This window comes from Mucilaginibacter hurinus (assembly GCF_003324525.1).
GTDB classification, from domain to species: Bacteria; Bacteroidota; Bacteroidia; order Sphingobacteriales; family Sphingobacteriaceae; genus Mucilaginibacter; species Mucilaginibacter hurinus.
In genome coordinates this window covers 225744-249298 of record NZ_QGDC01000003.1, presented here as the reverse complement: position 1 = coordinate 249298, position 23555 = coordinate 225744, and the positions used below count along the sequence as shown (strand labels likewise).

General features: G+C 42.1%; 23 protein-coding genes and 1 tRNA gene. 12 read left to right on the top strand and 12 right to left on the bottom strand.

Annotation, left to right across the window (positions count from 1 at the left end; genetic code table 11):
- Positions 1 to 31 precede the first annotated feature (31 nt).
- Positions 32 to 108: transfer RNA gene (locus DJ568_RS06915), tRNA-Asn, on the bottom strand.
- 88 nt (positions 109 to 196) lie between these two features.
- On the opposite strand from DJ568_RS06915, the gene DJ568_RS06910 reads away from it, so the two are divergent.
- A complete protein-coding gene (locus tag DJ568_RS06910; protein ID WP_114004530.1) occupies positions 197 to 1111 on the top strand; it encodes a PfkB family carbohydrate kinase in 915 nt (304 codons plus the stop codon).
- A 73-nt stretch (positions 1112 to 1184) separates the two neighbouring features.
- The gene (locus tag DJ568_RS17575; RefSeq protein WP_114004529.1) at positions 1185 to 3386 is read left to right on the top strand and encodes a BACON domain-containing protein; all 2202 of its coding nucleotides are present in this window, start codon (positions 1185 to 1187) and stop codon (positions 3384 to 3386) included.
- On the opposite strand, the gene DJ568_RS06900 is transcribed toward DJ568_RS17575, so the two are convergent.
- Genes DJ568_RS06900 through DJ568_RS06885 form a run of 4 tightly spaced genes read right to left on the bottom strand, consistent with a single transcriptional unit; the run spans position 3387 to position 5677 of the window.
- On the bottom strand, positions 3387 to 3626 hold the full coding sequence (locus DJ568_RS06900) for a cytochrome b5 domain-containing protein (RefSeq protein ID WP_114004683.1): 240 nt from the start codon (positions 3624 to 3626) through the stop codon (positions 3387 to 3389). It abuts the gene before it with no gap.
- Entirely contained in the window at positions 3619 to 4305 is a 687-nt protein-coding gene (locus DJ568_RS06895) for a lycopene cyclase domain-containing protein (protein ID WP_114004528.1), read from the bottom strand. The genes DJ568_RS06900 and DJ568_RS06895 overlap by 8 nt, the downstream gene beginning before the upstream one ends.
- Positions 4302 to 4841 carry a hypothetical protein gene (locus tag DJ568_RS06890; protein WP_114004527.1) on the bottom strand — a complete coding sequence of 180 codons (540 nt, stop codon included), beginning with the start codon at positions 4839 to 4841 and terminating at the stop codon, positions 4302 to 4304. The genes DJ568_RS06895 and DJ568_RS06890 overlap by 4 nt, the downstream gene beginning before the upstream one ends.
- A complete protein-coding gene (locus DJ568_RS06885; protein ID WP_199560902.1) occupies positions 4841 to 5677 on the bottom strand; it encodes a phytoene/squalene synthase family protein in 837 nt (278 codons plus the stop codon). The genes DJ568_RS06890 and DJ568_RS06885 overlap by 1 nt, the downstream gene beginning before the upstream one ends.
- 242 nt (positions 5678 to 5919) lie before the next feature.
- On the opposite strand from DJ568_RS06885, the gene DJ568_RS06880 reads away from it, so the two are divergent.
- Positions 5920 to 7428: a phytoene desaturase family protein gene (locus tag DJ568_RS06880; protein ID WP_114004526.1), complete on the top strand. Its 1509-nt coding sequence runs from the start codon at positions 5920 to 5922 to the stop codon at positions 7426 to 7428.
- A 121-nt stretch (positions 7429 to 7549) separates the two neighbouring features.
- On the opposite strand, the gene DJ568_RS06875 is transcribed toward DJ568_RS06880, so the two are convergent.
- Entirely contained in the window at positions 7550 to 8089 is a 540-nt protein-coding gene (locus tag DJ568_RS06875; protein ID WP_114004525.1) for an RNA polymerase sigma factor, read from the bottom strand.
- Between the two features lie 261 nt (positions 8090 to 8350).
- A complete protein-coding gene (gene murB / locus DJ568_RS06870) occupies positions 8351 to 9373 on the bottom strand; it encodes a UDP-N-acetylmuramate dehydrogenase (protein ID WP_114004524.1) in 1023 nt (340 codons plus the stop codon).
- Positions 9374 to 9475: 102 nt separating this feature from the next.
- On the opposite strand from murB, the gene DJ568_RS06860 reads away from it, so the two are divergent.
- Both DJ568_RS06860 and DJ568_RS06855 read left to right on the top strand, forming a co-directional pair.
- Positions 9476 to 10456, top strand: a complete 981-nt coding sequence (locus DJ568_RS06860; RefSeq protein WP_147238720.1) for a hypothetical protein — start codon at positions 9476 to 9478, stop codon at positions 10454 to 10456.
- A 50-nt stretch (positions 10457 to 10506) separates the two neighbouring features.
- Entirely contained in the window at positions 10507 to 11031 is a 525-nt protein-coding gene (locus tag DJ568_RS06855; protein ID WP_114004521.1) for a nuclear transport factor 2-like protein, read from the top strand.
- 15 nt (positions 11032 to 11046) lie between these two features.
- Here DJ568_RS06855 and DJ568_RS06850 read toward each other — a convergent pair whose 3' ends face one another.
- Both DJ568_RS06850 and lpdA read right to left on the bottom strand, forming a co-directional pair.
- Entirely contained in the window at positions 11047 to 11487 is a 441-nt protein-coding gene (locus tag DJ568_RS06850) for a sterol desaturase family protein (protein ID WP_114004520.1), read from the bottom strand.
- 99 nt (positions 11488 to 11586) lie between these two features.
- A complete protein-coding gene (lpdA, locus tag DJ568_RS06845; RefSeq protein ID WP_114004519.1) occupies positions 11587 to 12990 on the bottom strand; it encodes a dihydrolipoyl dehydrogenase in 1404 nt (467 codons plus the stop codon).
- Between the two features lie 183 nt (positions 12991 to 13173).
- On the opposite strand from lpdA, the gene DJ568_RS06840 reads away from it, so the two are divergent.
- From DJ568_RS06840 to DJ568_RS06825, 4 genes are all read left to right on the top strand, one after another.
- The gene (locus DJ568_RS06840; protein WP_114004518.1) at positions 13174 to 14328 is read left to right on the top strand and encodes a DUF4185 domain-containing protein; all 1155 of its coding nucleotides are present in this window, start codon (positions 13174 to 13176) and stop codon (positions 14326 to 14328) included.
- A gap of 193 nt (positions 14329 to 14521) precedes the next feature.
- Positions 14522 to 16183, top strand: a complete 1662-nt coding sequence (locus tag DJ568_RS06835; protein ID WP_114004517.1) for a M1 family metallopeptidase — start codon at positions 14522 to 14524, stop codon at positions 16181 to 16183.
- Between the two features lie 116 nt (positions 16184 to 16299).
- The gene (locus DJ568_RS06830) at positions 16300 to 17019 is read left to right on the top strand and encodes a head GIN domain-containing protein (protein ID WP_114004516.1); all 720 of its coding nucleotides are present in this window, start codon (positions 16300 to 16302) and stop codon (positions 17017 to 17019) included.
- Positions 17020 to 17076: 57 nt separating this feature from the next.
- A complete protein-coding gene (locus DJ568_RS06825) occupies positions 17077 to 17787 on the top strand; it encodes a head GIN domain-containing protein (RefSeq protein WP_114004515.1) in 711 nt (236 codons plus the stop codon).
- A gap of 96 nt (positions 17788 to 17883) precedes the next feature.
- On the opposite strand, the gene DJ568_RS06820 is transcribed toward DJ568_RS06825, so the two are convergent.
- Together DJ568_RS06820 and DJ568_RS06815 are read right to left on the bottom strand one after the other, a co-directional pair.
- Entirely contained in the window at positions 17884 to 18813 is a 930-nt protein-coding gene (locus DJ568_RS06820) for a bestrophin family protein (RefSeq protein WP_114004514.1), read from the bottom strand.
- Between the two features lie 18 nt (positions 18814 to 18831).
- Positions 18832 to 19326 carry a hypothetical protein gene (locus DJ568_RS06815; RefSeq protein ID WP_114004513.1) on the bottom strand — a complete coding sequence of 165 codons (495 nt, stop codon included), beginning with the start codon at positions 19324 to 19326 and terminating at the stop codon, positions 18832 to 18834.
- A gap of 338 nt (positions 19327 to 19664) precedes the next feature.
- On the opposite strand from DJ568_RS06815, the gene DJ568_RS06810 reads away from it, so the two are divergent.
- The 3 genes from DJ568_RS06810 (at position 19665) to DJ568_RS06800 (ending at position 22230) form a co-directional block, all read left to right on the top strand.
- Positions 19665 to 20300, top strand: a complete 636-nt coding sequence (locus tag DJ568_RS06810; RefSeq protein ID WP_114004512.1) for a Crp/Fnr family transcriptional regulator — start codon at positions 19665 to 19667, stop codon at positions 20298 to 20300.
- Between the two features lie 70 nt (positions 20301 to 20370).
- Positions 20371 to 21204, top strand: a complete 834-nt coding sequence (locus tag DJ568_RS06805) for a sterol desaturase family protein (RefSeq protein WP_114004511.1) — start codon at positions 20371 to 20373, stop codon at positions 21202 to 21204.
- Positions 21205 to 21270: 66 nt separating this feature from the next.
- A complete protein-coding gene (locus DJ568_RS06800) occupies positions 21271 to 22230 on the top strand; it encodes a carboxylesterase family protein (protein ID WP_114004510.1) in 960 nt (319 codons plus the stop codon).
- 18 nt (positions 22231 to 22248) lie between these two features.
- Here DJ568_RS06800 and DJ568_RS06795 read toward each other — a convergent pair whose 3' ends face one another.
- Positions 22249 to 23541: an MFS transporter gene (locus DJ568_RS06795; protein ID WP_114004509.1), complete on the bottom strand. Its 1293-nt coding sequence runs from the start codon at positions 23539 to 23541 to the stop codon at positions 22249 to 22251.
- Between the last annotated feature and the right edge of the window lie 14 nt (positions 23542 to 23555).

Sequence of the window (23555 nt, the reverse complement as noted above, 5' to 3'; positions counted from 1 at the left end):
TAAAAAAAGCCCCGCGGACTTGCGGGGCTCGTGGCTCCTGAGGCTGGGCTCGAACCAGCGACCCTCTGATTAACAGTCAGATGCTCTAACCGGCTGAGCTACTCAGGAGTGCGTTTTCTCGATTAGAGTGTGCAAAAGTATAATTTTCGGCTTAATTTCACAATATTTGCGCAAAAAAATAAAAAAATATTCACGCATGAGTTTGGTAGTAATTGGCACCGTGGCGTTTGACGCTCTTGAAACCCCTTTTGGTAAAGCAGATAAAATAGTAGGCGGCGCCGCTACCTACGCAGGTCTGGCAGCATCATACTTTTATGATAAGGTAAACATCGTAGCGGTGGTAGGTGACGATTTTCCGGAAAGCGAGATAAAGGATCTAAATGACCATGGAGTTAATACTGAGGGACTGCAGGTAAAAAAAGGCGAAAAATCATTTTTTTGGAGCGGCAGGTATCATAACGACATGAACACCCGCGATACGCTTATTACTGAACTGAATGTACTGGCAAACTTTGATCCGGTTATTCCTGAAAGTTATCAGAATTGTGAATACCTGATGCTTGGCAATCTAACTCCACAAATACAGCAAACAGTTATAAGACGACTACGCAACCGCCCCAAACTTATCGTAATGGATACGATGAACTTTTGGATGAATATTGCACTGGATGATTTGCTTGAGACCATTAAGATGGTTGATGTACTCACCATCAATGATGAAGAGGCGCGCCAATTATCCGGCGAATACTCGCTGGTGAAGGCAGCCCGCAAAATTCTGGCGATGGGCCCTAAATATTTGGTTATCAAAAAGGGCGAGCATGGTGCCTTACTATTTGATGAAACCAACGTTTTTGCAACGCCAGCTTTGCCTCTTGCAGATGTATTTGACCCAACCGGCGCCGGCGATACATTTGCAGGCGGTTTTATAGGCCATTTGGCCCGTGTAGGCACGGTTAACTTTAATAATATGAAGAACGCACTGATATACGGATCGGCCCTTGCTTCGTTCTGTGTGGAAAAGTTTGGTACTGAACGTATAAAGAATCTTACACAACAGGAAATTTCAGATCGGATTCAGCAATTTGTAGGCTTATCAAGGTTTGATATATAACACATTAGCTATATAAACTGCCTTTTAATTGGGCTGATTTTATTTTATATTAGCCTACCTTTTTAAAAAACCGATGAACCCATTACGCCTTGTTACATTGACGTGCGCTTTTCTGTTGATTTGCGCCAACGCAACCAAAGCCCAGCAATCATTTAAAGAAACCGGTATTGGCTTTCGTGAAACTTTAAAAGATTCATGTATCAGCAACCGCCAACGGCAAATGATAATTACCCAACTAAAAAGCAGCACAGCCAAATTGGTGCAGCAAAAAGTTTTACGTGTGCGTACCCATGGAGTGCCGGTGGGTAAATTTATATGGCCTATTAAGCAATCTGCGGGCAGTACCGATCCGGGGTACTACGGAATAAGCAATTATGTGGATGAAAATAGAGGTACCGGCCTGAGGGATTTTAATTGTGGCACGCGGACTTATGAAGGCCACCAGGGCACCGATATTTTTACATGGCCGTTTGCATGGGATAAGATGGATAAAAACGCCGTGCAGATTGTAGCGGCAACAAAAGGGACTATTATTTACAAGTTTGACGGCGCTGATGATAAAAGCTGTGCATTTTGTACAGAATATTGTGACTGGAACGCGGTATATGTACAAAACACTGATGGCTCTGTGTGTTGGTACGGCCACATGAAAAAAGGCTCGGTTACTACAAAGCCAATAGGCTCGATAGTAAACGAAGGTGAATACCTGGGTGTTGTAGGCAGTTCAGGCAATTCAACCGGTCCGCACTTGCATTTTGAAGTTTATAAGGATAATACCTACCAGGAGCTATTGGATCCGTGGGCGGGATCGTGCAATGCAGGCGGAAACCAATCGTTATGGAAAAAGCAACAGCCGTACTATGTAACTACCATTAATAAAATAGTGACAGGTAGATCTATACCGGTGCTATCACAATGCTATAATGCCACAGAAGCGGCAGATAACATAGCTACTGTGTTTAACGATGGTGATCCCATGTATTTTTCAATGTATTTCAGGGATATGCAGCCCGATTCGGTTACCAGGATTTCATTGATATCCCCTGACGGAAAACCGTTTTTCAGGGGGATTTTTCAAAAAGAAGCTTTCCATTACAGCGCTTTTTACAGGTGGTTTACCGTGCCCGTTAACCCGGCCGGTACAGGTAAACACGGTATCTGGCAGTTTATAGTTGATCATAAAGGGCAAGTGGTAAAGCAAAACTTTGAGGTAAAAAGTATTTTTTCGGCCGATAGCGTAATATTTGCCGGTGAGGGGGGGCAAAAAAGTATCCAGATACGAAGCAGTAACGCATGGTCAATAAATAAAACATATAGCGGTTACACAATTTCCCCAATGTCAGGCAACGCCGGCACTACTACTGTTACCATTACCGCGCAGCCAAATATAGGTACCGTTACCAAGCTCACCACCATTGCCGTAACAGTACCCGGACAGAGTTTTGACAGTCGCTTGTCTATAAGTCAAAAACCGGTATTCTCTAACCCGCTCCGATTTGCGGCGACGGGAGGAGCGCACTTTGTAAACCTAACCACTACACAAAGCTGGTCTATAAGTAAACTGCCTGATTGGATTAGCTGCAAGCCTATGTCGGGCAAGGGAAACACTACGCTTATTGTAACTGCAAAAAGCACAGGTGCAGCGCGGCAGGGTGCCATAACGTTTGCCGCTGCCTCACAAAGCGCCCCTTTTACCGTGCGCCAGGACGGGCCATGCAACGGCTCGCCGTCATTCGCCGTTTATCCCGAGGCTTTGAATTATGCTGCCGGTGGTGGCAGCGTTAATGTAAATGCGGATGCCTTTTGCTGCACAGGGAATATCATATCACTGCCATCATGGATAAAAGTAGGCACTAACGGTTTAAAGTCAAAAACCGGATCGGGATACCTCACGTTTACGGCATCAGCCAATACAAGTGGTAAGGCCCGTACAGGTTCCATAAGGTTTAGCTTTACTAACGGTAGTTTTGCAGGCAGTAAAACCGTTACTATAAACCAGGCCGCTAATGCTTCAGCCATTACAGCCGGTGAAATGCTTGCCGTTAATAGTAATGCAGGTATCAGTATTTACCCTACGGTAGTTACTAACGGGCAAAATGTGCATATCATGTCAGATAAGGCCATAAAAAAAGTGCAGGTATCAAACCTGATGGGTAAACAGATCATTTCAGGCAGATCAAACGATGTTAGCTTATCAGGTTATCCAAGCGGAATATACATTTTTAATGTAGCTACCGCTGATACAGTGGTAACGGGGAAGGTAATAAAGGAATAGCTATACTGCCAACCGGCCCACCGGGTTAAACCGTTCAAATACCGATTCGGTATGCGGCGCGTCGGGCAGTTCATCAGTGAGGTCTTGTCCGGCCCAATGTTCGTAATGCTTACCATTGCGCCATAAACGGCTTTCGGTCACATCGTAAATAATGCCGTGGTATGCTACCCATACTTCCGGCTTGTCCTGCCCATTGCGCAGAGCCAGTTGCGACCTCGTATATAACGGCAATTCAAGCATGGCCATGATTTTTCCGTTGCTTAAAATACTCAAAGAATGCGATATTCATCATCAGCAATGCCATGGAATAAAAATGATCTTCCAGGGGGATAGTGCCGGCCCTTATGCCAAGGTTCTCCGCATCGTTATACAGCACCACCGGAAGCCCCGTAAGTATGCCGTTAACGATATAGAATGGTATAAGCGAAACAATGTAAGCCATATAAAACCTGCTCAGCCAGTTAGCCTTTAAGCCGAACTGCAAATAAGCCACCAATATAAATAGTAAACCAAAGGTTACGGCCGTATACACCCTGTCATAATATAATATCAGCGCAAATAATGATAGTATGAGCACCAGGTTTGATATGATACGTGTTAGGCGTATACTTATTTGCCACTTAACATAGTAATTTAAGCAGGCATATATAAATATACACGCAAAGGGCACCGTTAAAAAAAACAGAATTTCTTCAAGCGGTAACCCGGCCAGGGCAATGCCGGTAATATATTCAGGGTTAAAAGACCATACACCTTTAACCGTAAATAAAATATCCCAGAATAAAAAAACCAACCCTGTAATTGCCATGCCGGGCCAGATAAATCTCCAGCTTTTATAAAAAGCCACCCGTTTATCAAACGATAAAATAATCGGGAACAGTACCGTTAAAAAATTTATAAGCAGGTAGGTGTATTTCACTTTAAATTAGCCAAAAGCTTTGTAAGATACTCATTTTCGGCCGGTGTGCACCTCTTGGATTCAAGCAAAAATTTTACCACCGTGGACACGAACGCATGGTCGTTATGCGCATAGTTTTTCTTTTTGAGTTGCGTAATAATTTCTTGTCTGTCGTTTGCAAGGTTCTTATTATAGCCTAAAAATCCCGGAACATTATGCTCGACAGAAAACCGCATAAACCTTACTTCAATATTTGTAGGATCAGCAGCTACTGCGGCACGGTAGCTTTTTTCAGAACGGTTAAGATGCTTAATTTTATTATATGGGTTCCAGGCATGAATAGCTTTAAGCGCTTGAAGCGTTGCGATATAGCCGGTTACCAGGCCGGTTTTATTTTTAATCGCGTCAAGACGATTAAATAATGAGTCGGTAGTTTTGCTGCTCTTTAAGGCAGTTATAAGGTGCTGGCGTATAACAACCGGGTCCACATCGTTTGCAACCGCATTTTTAGTAAATGGCAGCATTGCAATAAAGGCGAGTATGATAAAGCGCCTCATTAAATTATATTAAATTTTTGCTTAAAGATAGCCTTTGCATATAGCGCCATTTTTTGCGTATCAGATATTCTGACGCGTTTTTGCCGGATGGTATTGGCAGGGATGCCTGTGATTTTTTTTAACAGGTGCTGATAATACATGTATGCTATATAAACTCCCAGCTTAGTTCCGGGTGGTAATAATTTTATCCCTTCAAAACCGTCTGCAAAATCTGCTTTTATATCTTCTTCTATAGCACGCTTATCAGCCTCGGTAAAATTTTCAAAATTTACGCCCGGGAAATAAGTGCGGCCACGCTCTTCATGGTCTGCCCTTACATCACGCAAAAAGTTTATTTTTTGAAACGCTGAACCTAAACTGCAGGCTTTAGGTAATAAAGCCTGGTAAAGTTGTTCGTCATTATCACAAAAAACCCGCAGGCACATTAGTCCAACTACTTCGGCCGATCCGTAAATATAGGCTTTATAAGCTTCCTGATCATATACCCGCGTATCCAGGTCCATTTCCATAGATATCAGGAAGGCTTCGATAAGGTCGTGCTCAATACCATAACGGTTTACTACTATCTGGAAGGCGTGAAGCACCGGGTTAAGACTGATCTTCTGTTTAATGGCTATAAATGTTTGAGCCCTGAAATCGCTGATCAGTTGTTGCTTGTCATGCTCATGAAAGGTGTCAACTATTTCATCAGCATACCGCACAAACCCGTAAATGGCGTATATAGGGTCCCTGAATTTTTTGTCGAACGCCTTTATGCCCAGGCTAAAGGATGTACTGTACTTATTAGTTATAAGTTTACTACAGTTAAAACAGGTATCGTCATATAATTGCATCATCCTTACGGCACTTTATGCCAAAGCTACAAAATAATGCGTTGTTTGTTTTGTGGTTATTTTTGTCAGTTAGTACTCAATCAGTTATCACTAAATACGGCTTTGCTTTGAAAACAAATATTGTAATTCAGCATCCTTCAAGTCATGCCAGGTCTTGGTGTCCGGAAGCGGATCGCTAAATGCCGTGTGTTTGATACTAAGAAAAATGATTTAAAACAATTTACTTAAATTGCCTTTTAATAAACGTGCATCAACAAAACCACATCGCAATTATCGGCTCCGGATTTTCCGGGCTGGCAGCTGCGTGCGTGTTAGCTAAAGCTGGTCATAAAGTAACCGTGCTTGAAAAGAATGATCAGCCCGGGGGGCGTGCGCGGGTGTGGCAAAAGGATGGTTTTACCTTTGACATGGGCCCCAGCTGGTACTGGATGCCAGATGTGTTTGAAAATTTCTTTAATCTTTTTGGTAAAACTACTGCTGATTTTTATGCGTTGAAGCGCCTGGATCCCGGTTACCGGGTTTACTTTGGTAAAGATGAAATTGTTACCATACCGGCCAGCATAACGGAGTTGCAGGCGTTATTTGAAAAGCTGGAACCCGGTGCCGGCGACGCGTTGACTGAGTTTTTAAAACAGGCGGAGTACAAATACAAGGTTGGAATGGGCGAGTACGTATTTCTTCCGTCGCATTCAATTACCGAATATTTTACCTTCAATCTTATAAAAAAAAGTTTAGGTATTCAGCTTTTAGGCAGTATGCGCCGCCATGTGCGTAAATTTTTTAAGAATGCCAAGCTGGTTAAGATACTTGAGTTCCCGGTACTTTTTTTAGGCGCGACGCCGCAAAATACCCCGGCAATGTACAGTATGATGAATTATGCCGACCTGGTATTGGGTACATGGTACCCAATGGGCGGTATGCACCAAATTGTTAAAGCCATGGTGAGCATAGCTAATGAACTTGGTGTTAATATACAAACCAGCACCACTGTTACTACGCTACAGGTTGACGGCGGAAAAATAACCAACATTGTTACTGATAAAGGAAACCTAAAAGCTGATTATGTTATTTCCGGTGCCGATTATGAGCACACCGATCAGCAGTTGCTTGACGGGGCTCACCGGAATTACTCACCAAAGTATTGGGACACCCGTACCATGTCGCCTTCAAGTTTACTATTTTATGTGGGCGTTAATAAAAGGCTAAAAAATATACAGCATCACAATTTATTTTTTGACGAAGACTTTGAGCAGCACGCCAGGGAAATATATGCTGAACCGCAATGGCCGTCAAAGCCGCTCTTCTACGTTTCATGCACTTCGGCAACAGATACAACGGTAGCGCCCAATGGTTGTGAAAACCTTTTCTTTTTAATTCCGCTTGCTCCCGGCCTTAAAGACAATGCGGAAATGCGTGAAAAATACTGGAACATTATATTGGCCCGCTTTGAACACATAACGGGCGAAATTATAAGGGACAATATTGTGGTAAAGCGCAGCTACGCTATGAATGATTTTAAAGCAGATTACAATTCTTACAAAGGCAATGCGTATGGGCTGGCCAACACACTCAAGCAAACCGCCTTTTTAAAACCGGCTATGCGTGCAAAACATATTAAAAACTTGCTGTATACCGGTCAACTAACCGTACCCGGCCCAGGTGTACCCCCAGCGTTAATCTCCGGACAAATAGCCGCTGCAGAGCTTGAAAAAATGATTAAAGAGGTAGGGCGTAAATCATCATATCTTTCGTGATTAAATTTATCAATTATTTTAGTTAAAGACCGAGCGATTTTTGTCCAACCGTTAAACAAAGAAACCCGCCTGTTTTTTAGGCGGGTTTCTTATTATATATGTTGAGTTTTACGAGCAGATATTATTCAGCTTCAGCGTACACCGGTTTTGCAACGCCGTTATCATAAGCTTTTAAATTCTTTTTAAGCAGCTTACGTGCAACGTGTATGCGGGTTTTTACGGTGCCGATAGGAATGTCCAGATGATCAGCGATTTCGTGATATTTATGGCCTTCGAAATACATGGTGAAGGGTACATAATAATCTTCTGGCAATTTATCTAAAGCTTTTTTAATATCATCCATTACAAATTTAGATTCGCCTTGATTTTTTGTTGAGCTGAATACCAGGTTTGGCGATGATATCTCGTCAGACTTGGTTACAAACGTGCTCATCTTTACAAAACGACGGTAGTTGTTGATGAAAGTGTTTTTCATGATTGTGTATAACCACCCTTTTAAATTTGTACCTTCTTTAAACTTATTGTAATAAGTAATTGCTTTCAGCATGGTGTCCTGTACTAGGTCGTTTGCATCGTCGGCGTCATGTGTAAAGTGTAACGCGTAAGACCTTAATGAACTTGCTTGACGTAATACCAGGGTGTTAAACTCAATCTTTGTCATAATAGTAGTGTTTATGTGACTGAGAAAAGACAATTATGATACCAGTTTGTTAAGCACTATTCATAATGTAAGTCTTTCAGCGGGTTTCATCGCGAATTTAAGTTCAAACACGCTTTTACGGCATAAAAAGCACCCCGTGAAATTGTACAGATATATGGAATTGTGTACGGATTAGCAGAATTTTAACTAAAATGAAATAAAAAAGCCGTTTAGTGCGAATTACCGATTTTTTGGTTTTATAACTTTTCGCTAAAGTAAATTTTACGTGCCTATAATGTTTACTTCGCGTTCTAACAACACACCGAATTTACTATACACACTGTCTATGATTTGCGACGAAAAAGCCAAAACCTCTTCCCCGGTAGCTCCGCCATGGTTAACCAATACTAAAGCCTGGTTTTTCCATGTGCCGGTATTACCTACCACTTTGCCTTTCCACCCGCATTGTTCTATCAGCCATCCCGCTGCTAATTTGATAAACCCTTCGCCGGCCGGATAGTTTACCACGTCAGGATGTATAGTTTTCAACAAAGCGAACTTTTCAACAGGGATAACCGGGTTTTTAAAAAAACTCCCGGCATTACCAATGGTAGTTGGATCGGGTAGTTTGCTTACCCTTATTGCTGAAACCACTTTAGATACGTCCTTTATAGTAGGAGTATTTATGCCGCGGTTAGCCAGTTCTTCGCTAATGGCACCATACGTAAGTTTGAGCTGTGGCTCCAACGACAGTTTAAATTTTACCGATGTTATAATGTACTGCCCTTTCAGTTCAGTTTTAAACACGCTGTCCCGGTATCCAAATTTGCAATCGCTTTTGCCAAAGTTGCGGAATGTGTTTGTAGCTATTTCAAATGCTTCACAACTCTCAAACACATCCTTTAACTCTACGCCGTAAGCACCGATGTTTTGTATAGGCGAGGCCCCCACAGAGCCGGGTATAAGGCTAAGGTTTTCCATGCCGGATAAGTTATGATCAACGCAAAAGTTCACCAGGTCATTCCATACCTCGCCGCCGCCAGCCTCAACTATTGCTGAATCACCATTAACCCGGTGCTCAATACCACGTATATTGATGCGAATAACCAAGCCGTTAAAATCATTAACGAGCAGCATATTACTGCCGCCGCCCAGCACCAGCCGGGGAATTTGCAGCCATTGCGGATCGGCAAACAGTTCCTGCAGCTCCTCTTTACGATTTATCTCTACAAAATATTTAGCATTGACGTCAATGCCGAAGGTGTTGAAGTGCTTAAGAGAGACGCTATGTTGAATCTGGAGCATGGTTGTCGTGTTGGGGCGAATTTCGGAAATACTATTGTAAATATTTTATATTTATAGTCGACAGTTTCAGTTTAACATTAACAGCTTCCTTATTCACAATTTATGCTTTTGCCACCCGCATACAAGCGTTTGTTAATAAAATTTATCGGGATAATTACTGGTGCGTTGTATGGCACGCTTATGCGTGTTGTGTTTAACATACCTTCCAAAACCGAAAACTTTAGTTTTAGCGATCTATTCTCCATCACATTTATTTGGATAGTACCCTTAGTAATTGGTATTACACCCATGTTATTTGCAACACGAAAGCAATTATCATCTATACTATATCGTGTTTTAACTCCAATTTCAAGTGTTCTTTTGTTTTTTATAATATGCCTTGCAACTCGGATAGAGGACGTTATATGCATATTAATCATTACAGCGCCATTCATGCTGTGTGCAGCTATAGGGGGTGTTTTTTTTGGTAAATATGTTTTAAACTATCGAAAGCGCAATGGCGTAATGTATTCTGTTTTTTTCATACCAATCATCGCAGGTATAATCGAGGCACAATATATATCACCTAGTCAAACATTTACTATACATACCTCAACAATTGTACGTGCTGATCCCTCAATTATTTGGGCAAACATAGTACGTGTAAATAAGATAAGAAAAGAGGAATATAACAACGGTTTCTTCAATTTTGCTGGTATTCCAAGGCCATTATACGCCCAACTTAATAAAGATACGCTGGGTGGTATACGTACTGGTCATTTTGAGGAGGGTTTAATCTTTAAAGAAACTGTTAACCAATGGCACCGAAATCAAAGAGTATCTTTTAATATAGCGGTTGTTCCATCATCTGTTAGGAATACTGTATTTGATAAGCATGTATTGACCGGTGCTCATTTTGAATTTCTAAATGCTTCGTATGAAATACAACGATTAGGCAGCAATGAGTGCCGCTTACACTTAACGTCATCTTATAAACTCAATACTAAAATAAACAGTTATGCATCTTTGTGGGGCAATCTCATGTTAAGTGACTTTCAAAACAGGCTGCTTGACGTTATTAAAAATCGATGTGATAAACAATGATTTAAAAACCACCTCAATATTTATATATTTATTTACAACATAACAGACCTATGGTTAAGACATCCTTTCTACTGCTCTCTATTATCCTGCTTTCTGCCTGCTATCAAAAGAAAAATAAAAGCAATGACAATATCCCGACTGATAGCCTTAACTACCCCTTTAAAACCAACTACGGCATTAATTGGGTAAAAGGAGACGAAAAGAATGCGCTGGTGGTGCTTAATTATCTTAAAAAATATGTTGATGGTGATATAAAAGGCGGCTTGCAAAATTTTGCCGATACGGTAATATTTACTTCTGATAATTTTTATTACGAAGGCACGCGCGATAGTTTAGCCATTATACTAAGCGCTGAACGCGCCAAACAAGTTACCGTTCTAAAGGATTTTGAAACCTGGTTAACCGCTTACTATCCCGATAAGGATGACACATGGGTTACCTTGTGGTACACTGAGAAATGGACCGACAAAACGGGCAAGCAGGATTCGCTTAATTACATTGATGATGTGCTGGTTAAAGACGGCAAAATAGTGAAGTACCAGGAAAATGTGCGGCATTATGTGAGCAAGGAATAAGCATTAGCTGGGAACTTACTTTTTAAACCATTTCCAACTCGCCCATAGTAACCCAAATTCTTCGGAAGGCCATTTCTCGGTGGACTTATGATGAATTTTATGTGCCCGGCGTATACCTAATAAGTAGCGGTTAGTGCTTTTAAATGCCTTTAAGCGGTTATGGATAAACCAGTCGTGAAAAATAAAGTAGATGATGCCGTATAAACTGATGCCGGTACCTATCCAAAAGCGGTAGTCTAAAGTAACATGTCCAAGCCACATTAACCATAAAGCCAGCGCGGTAAAGCCTATACTAAAAACATCGTTTAATTCAAGAAATCCATGGCGATGCTGGTGATGGGTTTTATGAATAAACCAAAGCACGCCATGAAACAGATATTTATGTATAGCCCAGGAGAATATCTCCATAACTACTACGGTGGCAATTATAATACTTACATTTTGTAACGCTGCCATAAGTACTTGTGAACTTATTTTACCCGGACTACTTGAAAAAAATCACAACAGCCTATTTAACGCTATCCAACTCCGGGAATTAAAAAACGCCGGTTCTTATCAAATATGTATCGCGCGGTTTTCTGTCGCTGCCAGGCACGCTTCGCGCATGGCTTCGGTATAAGTTGGATGGGCGTGGCTGGTACGGGTTACGTCCTCAGCTGATGCACGGAACTCCATGGCCAATACCGCCTCGGCTATCATGTCAGCAGCGCGCGGGCCTATCATGTGTACACCTAATATCTCATCAGTAGCGCTGTCCGCCAGTACCTTTACAAACCCGTCAAGATCGCCGCTAGCGCGCGCACGCCCACTCGCCTTGAATGGGAACGAACCGCTTTTGTATTTGGTGCCTTTTTCTTTTAGCTGCTCTTCAGTGTAGCCAACGCTGGCAACTTCGGGCCAGGTGTATACCACGCCGGGTATCAGGTTATAGTTGATATGCGGTTTTTGCCCGGCTATAACTTCGGCTACAAGAGTACCCTCGTCTTCGGCCTTGTGGGCAAGCATGGCACCTTTAACAACGTCTCCTATGGCATAAACACCTTTAACACTCGTTTCTAAGTGCTCATTAACGGTTATTTTACGGCCGCGTTCTTCAACGGTAATACCTATATTTTCTAAACCTAAACCCTCGGTATATGCAACCCGTCCCACAGCCAGCAGGCAGTAATCGCCTGTCAGTTCCATTTTATCACCTTTCGGACTGTCAAAACTTACGGTAACTTCTTTGCCTTTCACTGTTGCACCGGTAACTTTGTGACCAAGGTAAAACTCCATTCCTAACCTGGTAAGCACCTTTTGCAATTCGCGGCCTAAACCCTTGTCCATGGTTGGAATTATGCTGTCCATAAACTCTACAACCGAGACTTTAGCACCTAAGCGTGCGTAAACCGATCCGAGTTCAAGGCCAATAACGCCACCGCCTATCAATACCATATGTTTAGGTACTTCCTTAAGCGATAATGCCTCGGTTGATGTAATAATGCGTTTTTTATCGGGCTGTAAAAACGGCAGCGCAGACGGTTTTGAACCGGTAGCAATAATCACATTTTTGGCAGTAATTTCAGTTGCTGATCCATCATTTTTGGTGATGATAATGGTGTTTTTATCCTTGAATGAACCGATGCCGTTATGTACATCAATCTTGTTCTTTTTCATCAGGTAACTAATACCGGCAGTATTAGCATTTACAACTTCCTCTTTACGTTTTATCATCTGCCCAAAGTTTACCTTCAGGTCTTTAAGTTCAATGCCATGACCTTTAAATGCATGCGCTGCATTATAGTAATGCTCAGATGAATCAAGCAGGGCCTTTGACGGAATGCAACCCACATTTAAGCAGGTACCACCCAGCGTGTTATACTTTTCAACAATGGCAGTTTTTAAACCTAACTGGGCGCAGCGAATAGCAGCGACATAACCACCCGGACCCGAGCCTATAACGATAACATCATATTGCATAGCAGAATGTATTTATTTGGTGGGTAAAGTTAAAAAATATCGTTTGGTAAAGAAACTCCCGTTGCAATTATATCCGCTCAGCACTATTATAACAACATTATTACCCATCCGTCATCCTGCAATCGATATTTTTTGTAGATTTGTATATACAAACCTTATTGTTTTAACCAATAACTTATTTTTATGCTGAAATTTACACACAAGATCTTCCTGTTCTCATTGGTGATGGCCGGCCTGGCGGGATGTAAAAAAGACGAACTAAAAGCCGATAAGAACAATGTTGCTAAACATACTGATGCTTCTGCAGTTGCTTATAAAGATACTGTTGTAACCAACTTCTTCCGTCGCGAAACCGGCCACATAGCCAGTGACGCAGGGTTTAGTATTGACTTGGGTAATGGCAAAGTAATATGGCTGATGGGCGATAGCCATATTGATGATTACCGGAAGTCTGACGGAACCATACCGTGGCTTTTCCAGGTGCGTAACGCTGCTTTGCTGCAACCAAAGGGCAACTGGGACTGGCGCCAAACGCAGACCCTTATAGGTACAGGTAAAAGCCCCAAAAGCTATTTGAAAAATACTGAAGATACCAAGCTGTTTATATGGCCAAATAGCGGATACCGCGCCGGCAACTACCTGTATATTTATTCGGCTTACCTTAGAGAAATAGGCGGCGGCGGTTTTGGTTTCGAAAACGTAGGGCATGATTTGATATCTAAAGTGCGCTTGTCTGATATGAAGCCGGTAGGCCATTGGCATTTGCCACCGTTCAATGGCATTAACTTCGGGCATACGTTTATAAAAGATCCTAATTCAGACTATGTATATACCTTTGGTAACCGGATGACATTTATCCATAACGACATCTTCCTGGCCCGTTTTAAGGCTACCAGCGAAAAGCCGGTGTGGACTTTTTGGAACGGCAGCAGGTTTACCAGCGATGTAACAAAAGCTAAAAGGGTGGCCGAAGCAATGTCGAGCGGCTGTCATGTAGCTAAAGTTCGTGATAAATATGTGTTAGTAAGTACTGAATTTAGCGTAGGCTGCGATCAGGGTAAACGTATATACCTGGCCACAGCTGACAGCCCGATAGGTCCGTTTACCAAAAATAAGGTAATTTATACTATTGATGATGTGGTTGACGGTCACTATCCATTTTTCTACGCACCGATATTGCACCCTGAATATATCAATGATAAAAACGAAGTATTGCTTACCTACGCTGTTAACGGTTACCCGGGATGTATACCGAGCCATGTTAATTACCGGTCAAACCCTGACCATTACCGCTTAAGAGGCGTGCGTATCCCTTACTCGGTTATACTCAACAATTAATAAAAAGCTGATTGCCTATATAAAAAGAGATACCCGGAAGGGTGTCTCTTTTTATAACCGGTGTATGATTTATTTTTTAAGATATTGAATCGTGTAATTCTGCGGGATATTACGTACTTTGCTGTATTAACTAACTCATAATATTCATCAGGTAAACGCTAAACGGCGTTTACTATAATAACGAATGGGACAAATGCGTCGAATTTTAACAGTATTATTAGCATTCACGTGCGTCTTTGCTACCGCCAGCGCTCAGTTGCTGGTTAATAAGGAGCAAACTTTTACACGTGCCGATAGTTTGCGGGGTAGCCTCACGCCTTTTCGTACCTGCTACGATATTAACTATTATCACCTGGATGTTAAGTTTGATATAGATAAAAAATTTATAAGTGGCAGTAACCGGTTTAAGTTCACTGCCACGCAAAACTTTACTCGGCTTCAGTTTGATTTGTTTGCTAATTTGAAGGTTGATAAGGTGATTTATAAAGGCAAAGAATTACCGTTTCACCGTGATTATAACGCTGTATTTGTATCCTTTCCGCAACCCATTGTAAATGGTTCAAAAGATGAGTTCACCGTGTATTATTCGGGTAATCCAACTGTTGCTAAAAGAGCCCCTTGGGATGGTGGCGTAGTTTACACTACAGACTCTTTGGGCAGGCCCTGGGTGGCTACTGCTTGCCAGGGATTAGGGGCAAGTGCCTGGTGGCCTAACAAAGACCACCAGGCCGATGAAGTTGACAGTATGCTTATAAGCGTCAGTGTACCTACCGGTCTTAAAGAAGTGTCAAACGGCCGCCTGCGCAAAGTAACCAGGTTGAAGAATGGTTATACCCGCTTTGACTGGTTTGTATCAAATCCTATCAACAACTATGGAGTGGCCGTAAATATTGGTGACTACGTTAATATAAAAGATAGTTATAACGGCGAAAAGGGAAAACTGGATATAAATTATTGGGTGTTGAGTTACAATGTTAGTAAAGCAAAAAAGCATTTTGGTGATGATGTAAAACCAATGCTTAAAGCATTTGAGTATTGGTTTGGGCCATACCCATTTTATGAAGATAGTTTTAAGCTAGTGGATGCACCGTTCCTGGGTATGGAACATCAAAGTGCAGTTGCTTATGGCAACCAATACAAAAAAGGGTACTTGGGGCACGACCTAAGCAACACCGGTTTAGGTTTGGCCTGGGATTATATAATAGTACATGAAGCCGGGCACGAATGGTTTGGCAATAACGTTACTGCAAAAGATATAGCCGACATGTGGATACAGGAAAGCTTTACAACGTACTCAGAAGGATTATTTACCGAAAGCACACAGGGTAAACAAAAGGGACAGGAATATATCTATGGTTTACGTGCGGGCATTGATAATGACAAGGCCATAGTGGGCCCTTATAACGTAAATAAAGAAGGTTCGGGCGATATGTATCCTAAAGGCGCAGTGTTATTAAATATGATACGCACCATTGTTAATGATGACGCAAAGTGGCGAAACATATTGCGTGGCCTCGGTAAAACATTTTATCATCAAACCGTTACCTATAGTGATGTAGTAAATTATATAAACAAAGAGGCAGGCATCGATCTTACAACGGTGTTTGATCAGTACCTGAATCATCGCACTATTCCTGTGCTTGAATTTGCAATAAATCAGGATAAGTTATCTGCGCGCTGGATAACGTTTGTAGACAACTTTACCATGCCGGTAAGGGTGAAAATACCCGGAGGCGAATACAAGCTAATAATGCTGAACAACAATAAATTTACGCCTGTTGACATACCCGGGGCGACCAAAGATAATATTGAAGCGGATACCTTTAACTTTTATATCGGTCTTTTGAAAGACTAGCGCTTATATGCCTGAAGCTATTCCCGTAATATTCGCTACTTATTTTTCAATGGCATGCAACGTTTAGCGGCGCAAGGGTGTCTGATACATAAAGTTTGTAACATAACAATTGCATTATGAAATTAGCCAATATTATTATCTGCACTTTATTGCTTACCGGTTACTCGGTTTTTGCTAAAGCCAATAACCACTTTCAAACCCGCCGTACTACCGATGACCGAAACCTTAAAGGCTTTAATGGGATATCAGTAGCGGGGCCTTTTGATGTGTACATTAAACAAGGGTCAAACGAATCAGTAAAAGTTGATGCCCCTGATGATATACTAAAACACATCGTTACTGAAGTGAAAGATGGCGTTTTAAAGATATATTTAGATAAACAGTACAATAGCCGTAATTGGGATAAAAACGATATAACTGTCCACATCTCTGCCAAAGATTTAAACAGTGTAGCCATGTCGGGATCGGGCGATATCTTTTTTGAAGGTGGGATCAAATCAAATTCGCTCAAGCTTTCTGTTACCGGTTCAGGCGATATTGAAGGTAAGGTAGACGTTCAAACGCTTGAAAGCAGCATAGCCGGGTCGGGTGATATAAAAGTCACCGGTCGTGCCAACAGTTCGGCAGTGAAAGTTACAGGCTCCGGCGATTTTGATGGCAGCGGTCTTGTTACGGTAAATACAGCTGTTAAGGTAGCCGGTTCGGGCGATGCGAGTGTGAACGCCAGCCAAAAAATCGAAGCTTCGGTTATAGGTTCAGGGGACATTAATTACACCGGTGGTGCTACGGAGATATTAAAATCGAAAACTGGCAGCGGTGATGTCACCGCATTATAAGAATATTTACTACTGACAGTATTGAATGCTGTATAGTTGAACTAAAACTAACCAATTATGAAATCAATTATTAAAATTATCCTGGCTGCGGTAATTATTGCCGGAAGCGGCCTAACCGTTTCCGCAAATGAGTCGGCTTATCAAACCGAAGAGCGGCAGGTTTCAGGCTTTACAGGGGTTGAAGCCGGCGGTTCATTTGATGTGTATATTAAACAAGGCTCTACCGAATCGGTTAAAATTGACGCGCCGGCAGATGTAATGGAATACATAATTACCGAGGTACGAAACGGAACATTAAAAATCCATACAAAAACCAAAAGCGGCAGGGTGTTTAGCAATAAAAAGGTTATTGTATATGTTTCGGCAAAACAACTTAATAACGTAGGTGTATCCGGGTCTGGCAATATATTTTTTCAAGACGGTATTAGGTCTAATACATTAAACCTGGCGGTTAGCGGGTCTGGTAGCATAACCGGTAAAGTGGAGGCGCAAACATTGGAAGGGCGCATTTCTGGCTCAGGTAATATGAAGCTTACCGGCAGCGCCACCACTTCAAATGTAAGCGTTAGCGGATCCGGAAATTATAACGGGGTTGGCCTAAAAACTGAAACCACATCAGCCCGTGTAAGCGGATCAGGCAATGTAAAGGTAAATGCCGGCGTAAAGGTTGACGCATCCGTTTCAGGTTCAGGAAGCGTGCGCTATACGGGCGGTGCAAAAGAAGTTTCAAAGTCAAAATCCGGGAGCGGGAGTATAAGCAGCTTCTAGCTTACATACCATTGAACTCGGTGTCCAAAAAGTTGAAAAACAAAACCCCGAAGATTAGCTTCGGGGTTTTTATTAGGGGTTGTATGGCCGGCTGGGCTACAGTATGTAAAACATTTTTGTTTTACGATACGATTCACCCGCCGATATCTCTTCGTTTCTGTAGTTCTCTTTCAACATTTGCTTAATATCCCGCTCGATATTTTTTGATATCGTGGTAGTGGGAGTATCAGTTGGTTTATTCTCAAAAGGGTCCTGCAGATGGATGGCCATCTTTTCGATCAAAAAGAATGAACAGGCTATGGCAATTACTACCGGTACTTCTACAATTCCAAAGTACTCTATCAGTCCAAACGGAAGCATCATAATGAACAATACCAGCGAGAAGTGTATATAAACACTGTATGTAGCCGGGAAGACAGTGTTTTTAATGCGTTCGCAACCGCCCATTTCGTTTGAGAACCTGGTTAGTGTTTCGTCCATTTTCACCTGCTGGTATTCATTAATCCAGCCCAGTTTAAAGGCGTTACGCAAGTCGGTACCCTGTAGTTCAAGCAGGCCTAAAGGGACATTGTTATATCTTTTAATATAATCCATATCCTCGTTGCAAATAAGGTGTTCAATGCCCTCCATGGCGTTTTCGCCACGCAGGTGTTTGCTTAGGCTGTGGCACCAGGCTATTTGCCTTTTGGCAACACGCTCGCAAAATGCCCTTTCATCACCGGTGCCGTAATGCGTATCAACAAAAGTTAGTAATTGGCGCGTAAGAGTGCGCGTATCATTTACGATAGCACCCCAGATGGTACGCGCTTCCCACCACCTGTCATACGCCTGGTTTGATTTAAAAGCCAGCAGCAATGATATCACTGTACCTAAAATGGCGGGTACGGCTATCGGAATGGATATACGCGTAAAGTGGAAATTATTATACAATATGGCAATAAGCACGGCATAAGCCGTTACCAGTATTATCTCTGTCTTTATCTTCCCGAAGGTATATTTTACCGGGATGTTTTCTTTAAGTAGCATGTTTTTAAGTTTTAGTGTTTATACAGAAATTTCTGTTAGCAACTCTTCTTGATCTGCTTCAACGTAAGCTGTTTTGGTTTGTGTAGCGTATGGTATACCTACGCTTAGCACCGGTAGGCCTGACCTTTTTATCAGCACCTCAGTATCCATGCTCAATTTGTTGATCTTTCCGGCAACGCAATTGGCCTGGTCAAGTACATGGGTAACTTCATTTGCCTCTATGAAATTTTTAAAGAGGCTAAGTGTACTGCCGTAAACAAATTCTATTTGTATCTTTTTTATTTGCGAGTGCCTGGCCTGCATATCACGGCAACGTTGATAAAAATCGTCGCTAATATATTCATGGTCACGGCTGCGTTTAGATAACATCAGTAGTTCAGTGATGGAATCTGATAGCTTAAACATGTGCATGAATATCAGTTTGAAATCCTGCCCTTTAAACTGGTTGCACAATGCCGGCACACAGTCAAAGCTTAATAAACTGAAGTTTGTGGGAATTAATATTGTTTGCATTTCACAGTAGATTACATGGTTTAACTTTAATTATTTACAATACAATTTTACCCCGCGCCTATTAAAATGAAATAAGATGGTCATTAGAATATGATTAGAATACAAAAGAGGGCAACATGCGCCTGGATGGCCGATTGAAGCTAAAACATCAACCCCACCGCGCGAGACTAGCAGGACTTATTAAAAAGATATTAGAAATAATGGCGACTGACTTTTAATATCGGTCCAAATCCTGCCACTTTCTTTGTTAAGAAACCCTTGTTATTGAGTTTTTTTAGCGTTAGAAGCCTGACTCAGTATGATTAGCCAAGCGAATAAAGGAAACCTGCTAATTTTAAATGTTTATTGAAAACGTGTTGGAAATAACTAGTTTAGCTAATATGATTGATCCGGAGAAGATAAGGCTTTACTTAAGCTTATTTAAAGACCTTAAGTTAAGTGACCTGATGCAGTTGATTAGTATGGCCAAAACGCTGCATCTTGCCGCGGGCGAAACATATATAAAGGAGGGAACTTTAACAAGTAAGCTGGCTTACATAAAGAAGGGACTTATACGCGGCTATACTGTTAAAGAGAACGGTGAAGAGGCTACTATACTTATACGCTGGGAGGACCAGTTCGCTGCCTCGCATGACAACATAATTTTACGACGCCCGTCGCGGCTCACATACCAGGCAGTTGAAGATACAACGCTGCTTGAACTTGATTATGACGCTGCACAAAAGATATTCGACAAGAACCCCAGGTTTGCAGAAGCACGCAACTTTTTTATCCTGAATATGCTGGCTGATTCACTGGCCCGGGTAGAAGCGTTTATATTATTGACCCCCGAAGAACGCTACAAGCGCCTGCTAAAGGATAAACCAGCGGTTGTAGAACGTATACCTGATAAATACATAGCCACCATGCTGGGTATAACGCCGGTATCATTAAGCCGTATAAGAAAACGGATTGTAAAGGGCAAAAAGCATTAATTAACTTTTGTTAATCACCCCGCTAAAGGCGGATATCTAACTTTGAAGAATAAGTTAAAAGTAACTTGTTATGGAGGTTTTGTTTGAATCGTTAGGTAAAATATTTACGGTAACCCTGGCCAGGTACTTTGTTATTGCCGGTATACCTTTTGTTTTATTCTATTGGCTGATGCCGCAACGTTTCATCAAATCCAAAATACAGGCGCGGTATGCAAAAAATAAGGACTTTATCAGGGAGATTATGCATTCCGTACAAACAAGCCTGGTATTAGCCGGTATTGGTGTGGGTGTTATCGTATTGTCATTAAATGGCTACACGCTTATCTATACGGAACTTACAGCTGCCGATTGGTGGTATATACCTGTAAGTTTGTTTTTAAGCCTTACTATTCACGATACGTATTTTTACTGGATGCACCGTACGTTGCATCATCCTAACCTGTTTAAATACACGCATCTCCTTCATCACAAATCCATAACGCCGTCGCCGTTCGCATCATATTCTTTTCACTTTCTTGAGGCCGTAGCTGAAGGCTTGATTTTGGTTTTGCTGGTATTTGTACTACCCATGCACAAAATCACCATCTTACTGTTTATCATAGTCGGATTTATAATTAACGTGTACGGCCACCTTGGTTATGAAATAGCGCCACGCCGCTTTCGTAATTCTATATTTTTTGAGGTTTTTAGTTCCTCTGTTTATCACAACCTTCATCACAGCAAATTCAGGGGTAATTATGGCTTATATTACCGGGTTTGGGATCGATTAATGAAAACCGAGCATCCGGAATATGTTGCCATGTATGACCGCATACAGGAAAAGCGGTTTGGAGAAGCCGTGGATAAAGAGAAGGAGACAAAACCGGCTGAAAGCCTTGTAATAGCAGATACGGCTGTCAACTAATTTCCTTATATTAGGTTCAGTGTAACTATTGCTTGCACTAGGCGTCTATTAGATAAACCCGTACTCATGATCCGTAAACTTGCCTGCCTTGTATCTTTTTGCATACTTGCGTTATCAGCCATGGCGCAGCAAACCCACGAAAAAATAATCAGGGAAACACGCTATCTTTTGTATTTGCCCGACGATTATATGCAGGATACTGCCAGGCGCTTCCCGATGATGATATTTCTGCATGGATCAGGCGAGCGAGGCACAGACTTGAATAAAGTAAAGGTTAACGGCCCGCCTATGATGATTGAAAAGGGTAAAAAATATCCGTTCATCGTCGTTTCGCCACAGGCAGGCGAGCGCGGTTGGGAAGAGAGCGAACTATATAATATGTTGCTGGGTATTCAACAAAAGTACCGGGTTGATGGTCAACGGATATATCTGACAGGGTTAAGTATGGGTGGATACGGAACCTGGGAATTTGCCATGAAGCACCCGGAGCTATTTGCAGCTATAGCACCTATTTGCGGGGGAGCTGATACCACTGATATTCATACCCTGCGTAATATGCCTGTTTGGGCGTTTCATGGCATGAAGGATGATGTTGTGCCGCCCGAACAAAGTATACGGGTTGTTAATGCGCTAAAAAAATACAATCCATCTGTTAAACTAACCCTGTATCCCGATGCTAACCACAACAGTTGGGATGTAACTTACAACAACGATTCATTATATACCTGGATGTTACAGCATACCAGGTTTACCTACAAACAGGTTAAGGTAAAACAAAGCGTTTTAAACAGCTATGCAGGAACCTATGTGAGCAACAGCGATACATTGAAGGTGATAAGCGACAAAGGCTGTATTATACTACGGGTTACGCCAACATACTCGGTAGAACTGAAGCCTGCATCAGACAAATTATTTTTTATTGAGCCCGGCGAGCCGGTAGATATCGAGTTTGTAAAACGTGGCAAAGATGAGTTTTTCATTGTATCGCAAAACAAGCGCACAGAATATAAAAAGATAAGCAGATAACAACTCTGGTGGTACCAATTACCGCACCACATCATCCAGGTTATCATAATTCTCATTCATTGATAGGTTGATGGGGTAACTGGCTTTATTTTTTACCATTTGGCTAACCCTGTAAACAAAATACAGGCATAGCAATATGGCTGCGGTTACCACCCAGCCCAATATATCGTAATTTTTAAGCGGTGCGGATTTATGCGGCTGACTGACTATAAGTCCGGCGCACACTGCTGCAATGCCGCCGGCCATTTGCTGTAATGATGAATTAATACTCATGAATGCGCCGCGATCGCGCATTTCGGGCACCGCAGTGGCCAGCGCGGTTGAAGGTATCATACGCCCCATTATACCCATAAACATAATTACATTGATAACAATTACCTGCCACAACGGTACCGGCGGCATATTGCAGTACACAAGTATCATGGCAATTGCCAGTAGCGAGCCGGCCGTAAACAGGTAAAATTTATCATACTTGTCACTTAGTTTGCCCAGATATGGCATAACCACAATTGAGGATAAACCGGTAATCAAAAATATGGTTGGCAACTGCTGCTGGGTAATATGGATATTGTTAATAAGGTACGCGCTGCCAAAAGGCATAAGCATAAAGCCGCCTATTGATAAAAAAGCTGTCGCGGTAAAGCCTATGCGATAATCTTTATTTTCGATAGTGTGCCACAGGTGTAAAAAGGCGTTTTTATCTTCCTGCAGGACAAGATGTTTGTTTACAGGTTTCATTTTTACTATGATGACTATGCCTATCAGTACAGCCAGGCCAACAATCATCAGGAAAGGGGCGTGCCAGCCCCATAAGTTTGCAAAGTACAAGCCTATGGGTATACCCAGTACCTGGCTGGCGGCAAAGCCCATTTGTACAATTCCCATTACCCGGCCGCGCTGGTTTATTTCAAACACATCGGTAACTACCGCCAGGGATATAGCGCCAATTACTCCGCCAAACAAGCCGGTAAAAATGCGCGCGGCCATTAATGCAACAAAGCTGTTTGCCAAAGCGCAAGCCAGCGTACCTATTATAAATCCTGTGTAAAAGAAAAGCAGCATTTTTTTCCGGTCGAACTTGTCAGCAAACCCGGCGGCCAGCAGGCCCGAGGCACCTGCACTAAAGGCGTATGACGAAACCACCCAACCAAAACCCGCCGGCTTTATATTCAGTGATTTCATCAGTATGTCGCCCAATGGCGAGAGTACCATAAAGTCAAGTATCACAGTAAATTGCAGCAGTGCCAGCAAGGTTATCAATAATATTTGGTAGCGTGTAAACGGCGCGGCCTTGTTACTGTCAGGTTTCATTTTAGTTAAAAACG

Bases quoted from the DNA above. Each gene is read 5' to 3' on its own strand.
- murB (WP_114004524.1), bottom strand. From the start codon at position 9,373: ATGCTCCAGATTCAACATAGCGTCTCTCTTAAGCACTTCAACACCTTC.
- DJ568_RS06795 (WP_114004509.1), bottom strand. From the start codon at position 23,541: ATGAAACCTGACAGTAACAAGGCCGCGCCGTTTACACGCTACCAAATA.
- lpdA (WP_114004519.1), bottom strand. From the start codon at position 12,990: ATGCAATATGATGTTATCGTTATAGGCTCGGGTCCGGGTGGTTATGTC.
- DJ568_RS06815 (WP_114004513.1), bottom strand. From the start codon at position 19,326: ATGCAAACAATATTAATTCCCACAAACTTCAGTTTATTAAGCTTTGAC.
- DJ568_RS06885 (WP_199560902.1), bottom strand. From the start codon at position 5,677: ATGATGCAATTATATGACGATACCTGTTTTAACTGTAGTAAACTTATA.
- DJ568_RS06860 (WP_147238720.1), top strand. From the start codon at position 9,476: ATGCTTTTGCCACCCGCATACAAGCGTTTGTTAATAAAATTTATCGGG.
- DJ568_RS06805 (WP_114004511.1), top strand. From the start codon at position 20,371: ATGGAGGTTTTGTTTGAATCGTTAGGTAAAATATTTACGGTAACCCTG.
- DJ568_RS06830 (WP_114004516.1), top strand. From the start codon at position 16,300: ATGAAATTAGCCAATATTATTATCTGCACTTTATTGCTTACCGGTTAC.
- DJ568_RS06820 (WP_114004514.1), bottom strand. From the start codon at position 18,813: ATGCTACTTAAAGAAAACATCCCGGTAAAATATACCTTCGGGAAGATA.
- DJ568_RS06810 (WP_114004512.1), top strand. From the start codon at position 19,665: ATGTTTATTGAAAACGTGTTGGAAATAACTAGTTTAGCTAATATGATT.
- DJ568_RS06855 (WP_114004521.1), top strand. From the start codon at position 10,507: ATGGTTAAGACATCCTTTCTACTGCTCTCTATTATCCTGCTTTCTGCC.
- DJ568_RS06910 (WP_114004530.1), top strand. From the start codon at position 197: ATGAGTTTGGTAGTAATTGGCACCGTGGCGTTTGACGCTCTTGAAACC.
- DJ568_RS06890 (WP_114004527.1), bottom strand. From the start codon at position 4,841: ATGAGGCGCTTTATCATACTCGCCTTTATTGCAATGCTGCCATTTACT.
- DJ568_RS06800 (WP_114004510.1), top strand. From the start codon at position 21,271: ATGATCCGTAAACTTGCCTGCCTTGTATCTTTTTGCATACTTGCGTTA.
- DJ568_RS06850 (WP_114004520.1), bottom strand. From the start codon at position 11,487: ATGGCAGCGTTACAAAATGTAAGTATTATAATTGCCACCGTAGTAGTT.
- DJ568_RS06840 (WP_114004518.1), top strand. From the start codon at position 13,174: ATGCTGAAATTTACACACAAGATCTTCCTGTTCTCATTGGTGATGGCC.
- DJ568_RS17575 (WP_114004529.1), top strand. From the start codon at position 1,185: ATGAACCCATTACGCCTTGTTACATTGACGTGCGCTTTTCTGTTGATT.
- DJ568_RS06875 (WP_114004525.1), bottom strand. From the start codon at position 8,089: ATGACAAAGATTGAGTTTAACACCCTGGTATTACGTCAAGCAAGTTCA.
- DJ568_RS06900 (WP_114004683.1), bottom strand. From the start codon at position 3,626: ATGCTTGAATTGCCGTTATATACGAGGTCGCAACTGGCTCTGCGCAAT.
- DJ568_RS06825 (WP_114004515.1), top strand. From the start codon at position 17,077: ATGAAATCAATTATTAAAATTATCCTGGCTGCGGTAATTATTGCCGGA.
- DJ568_RS06835 (WP_114004517.1), top strand. From the start codon at position 14,522: ATGCGTCGAATTTTAACAGTATTATTAGCATTCACGTGCGTCTTTGCT.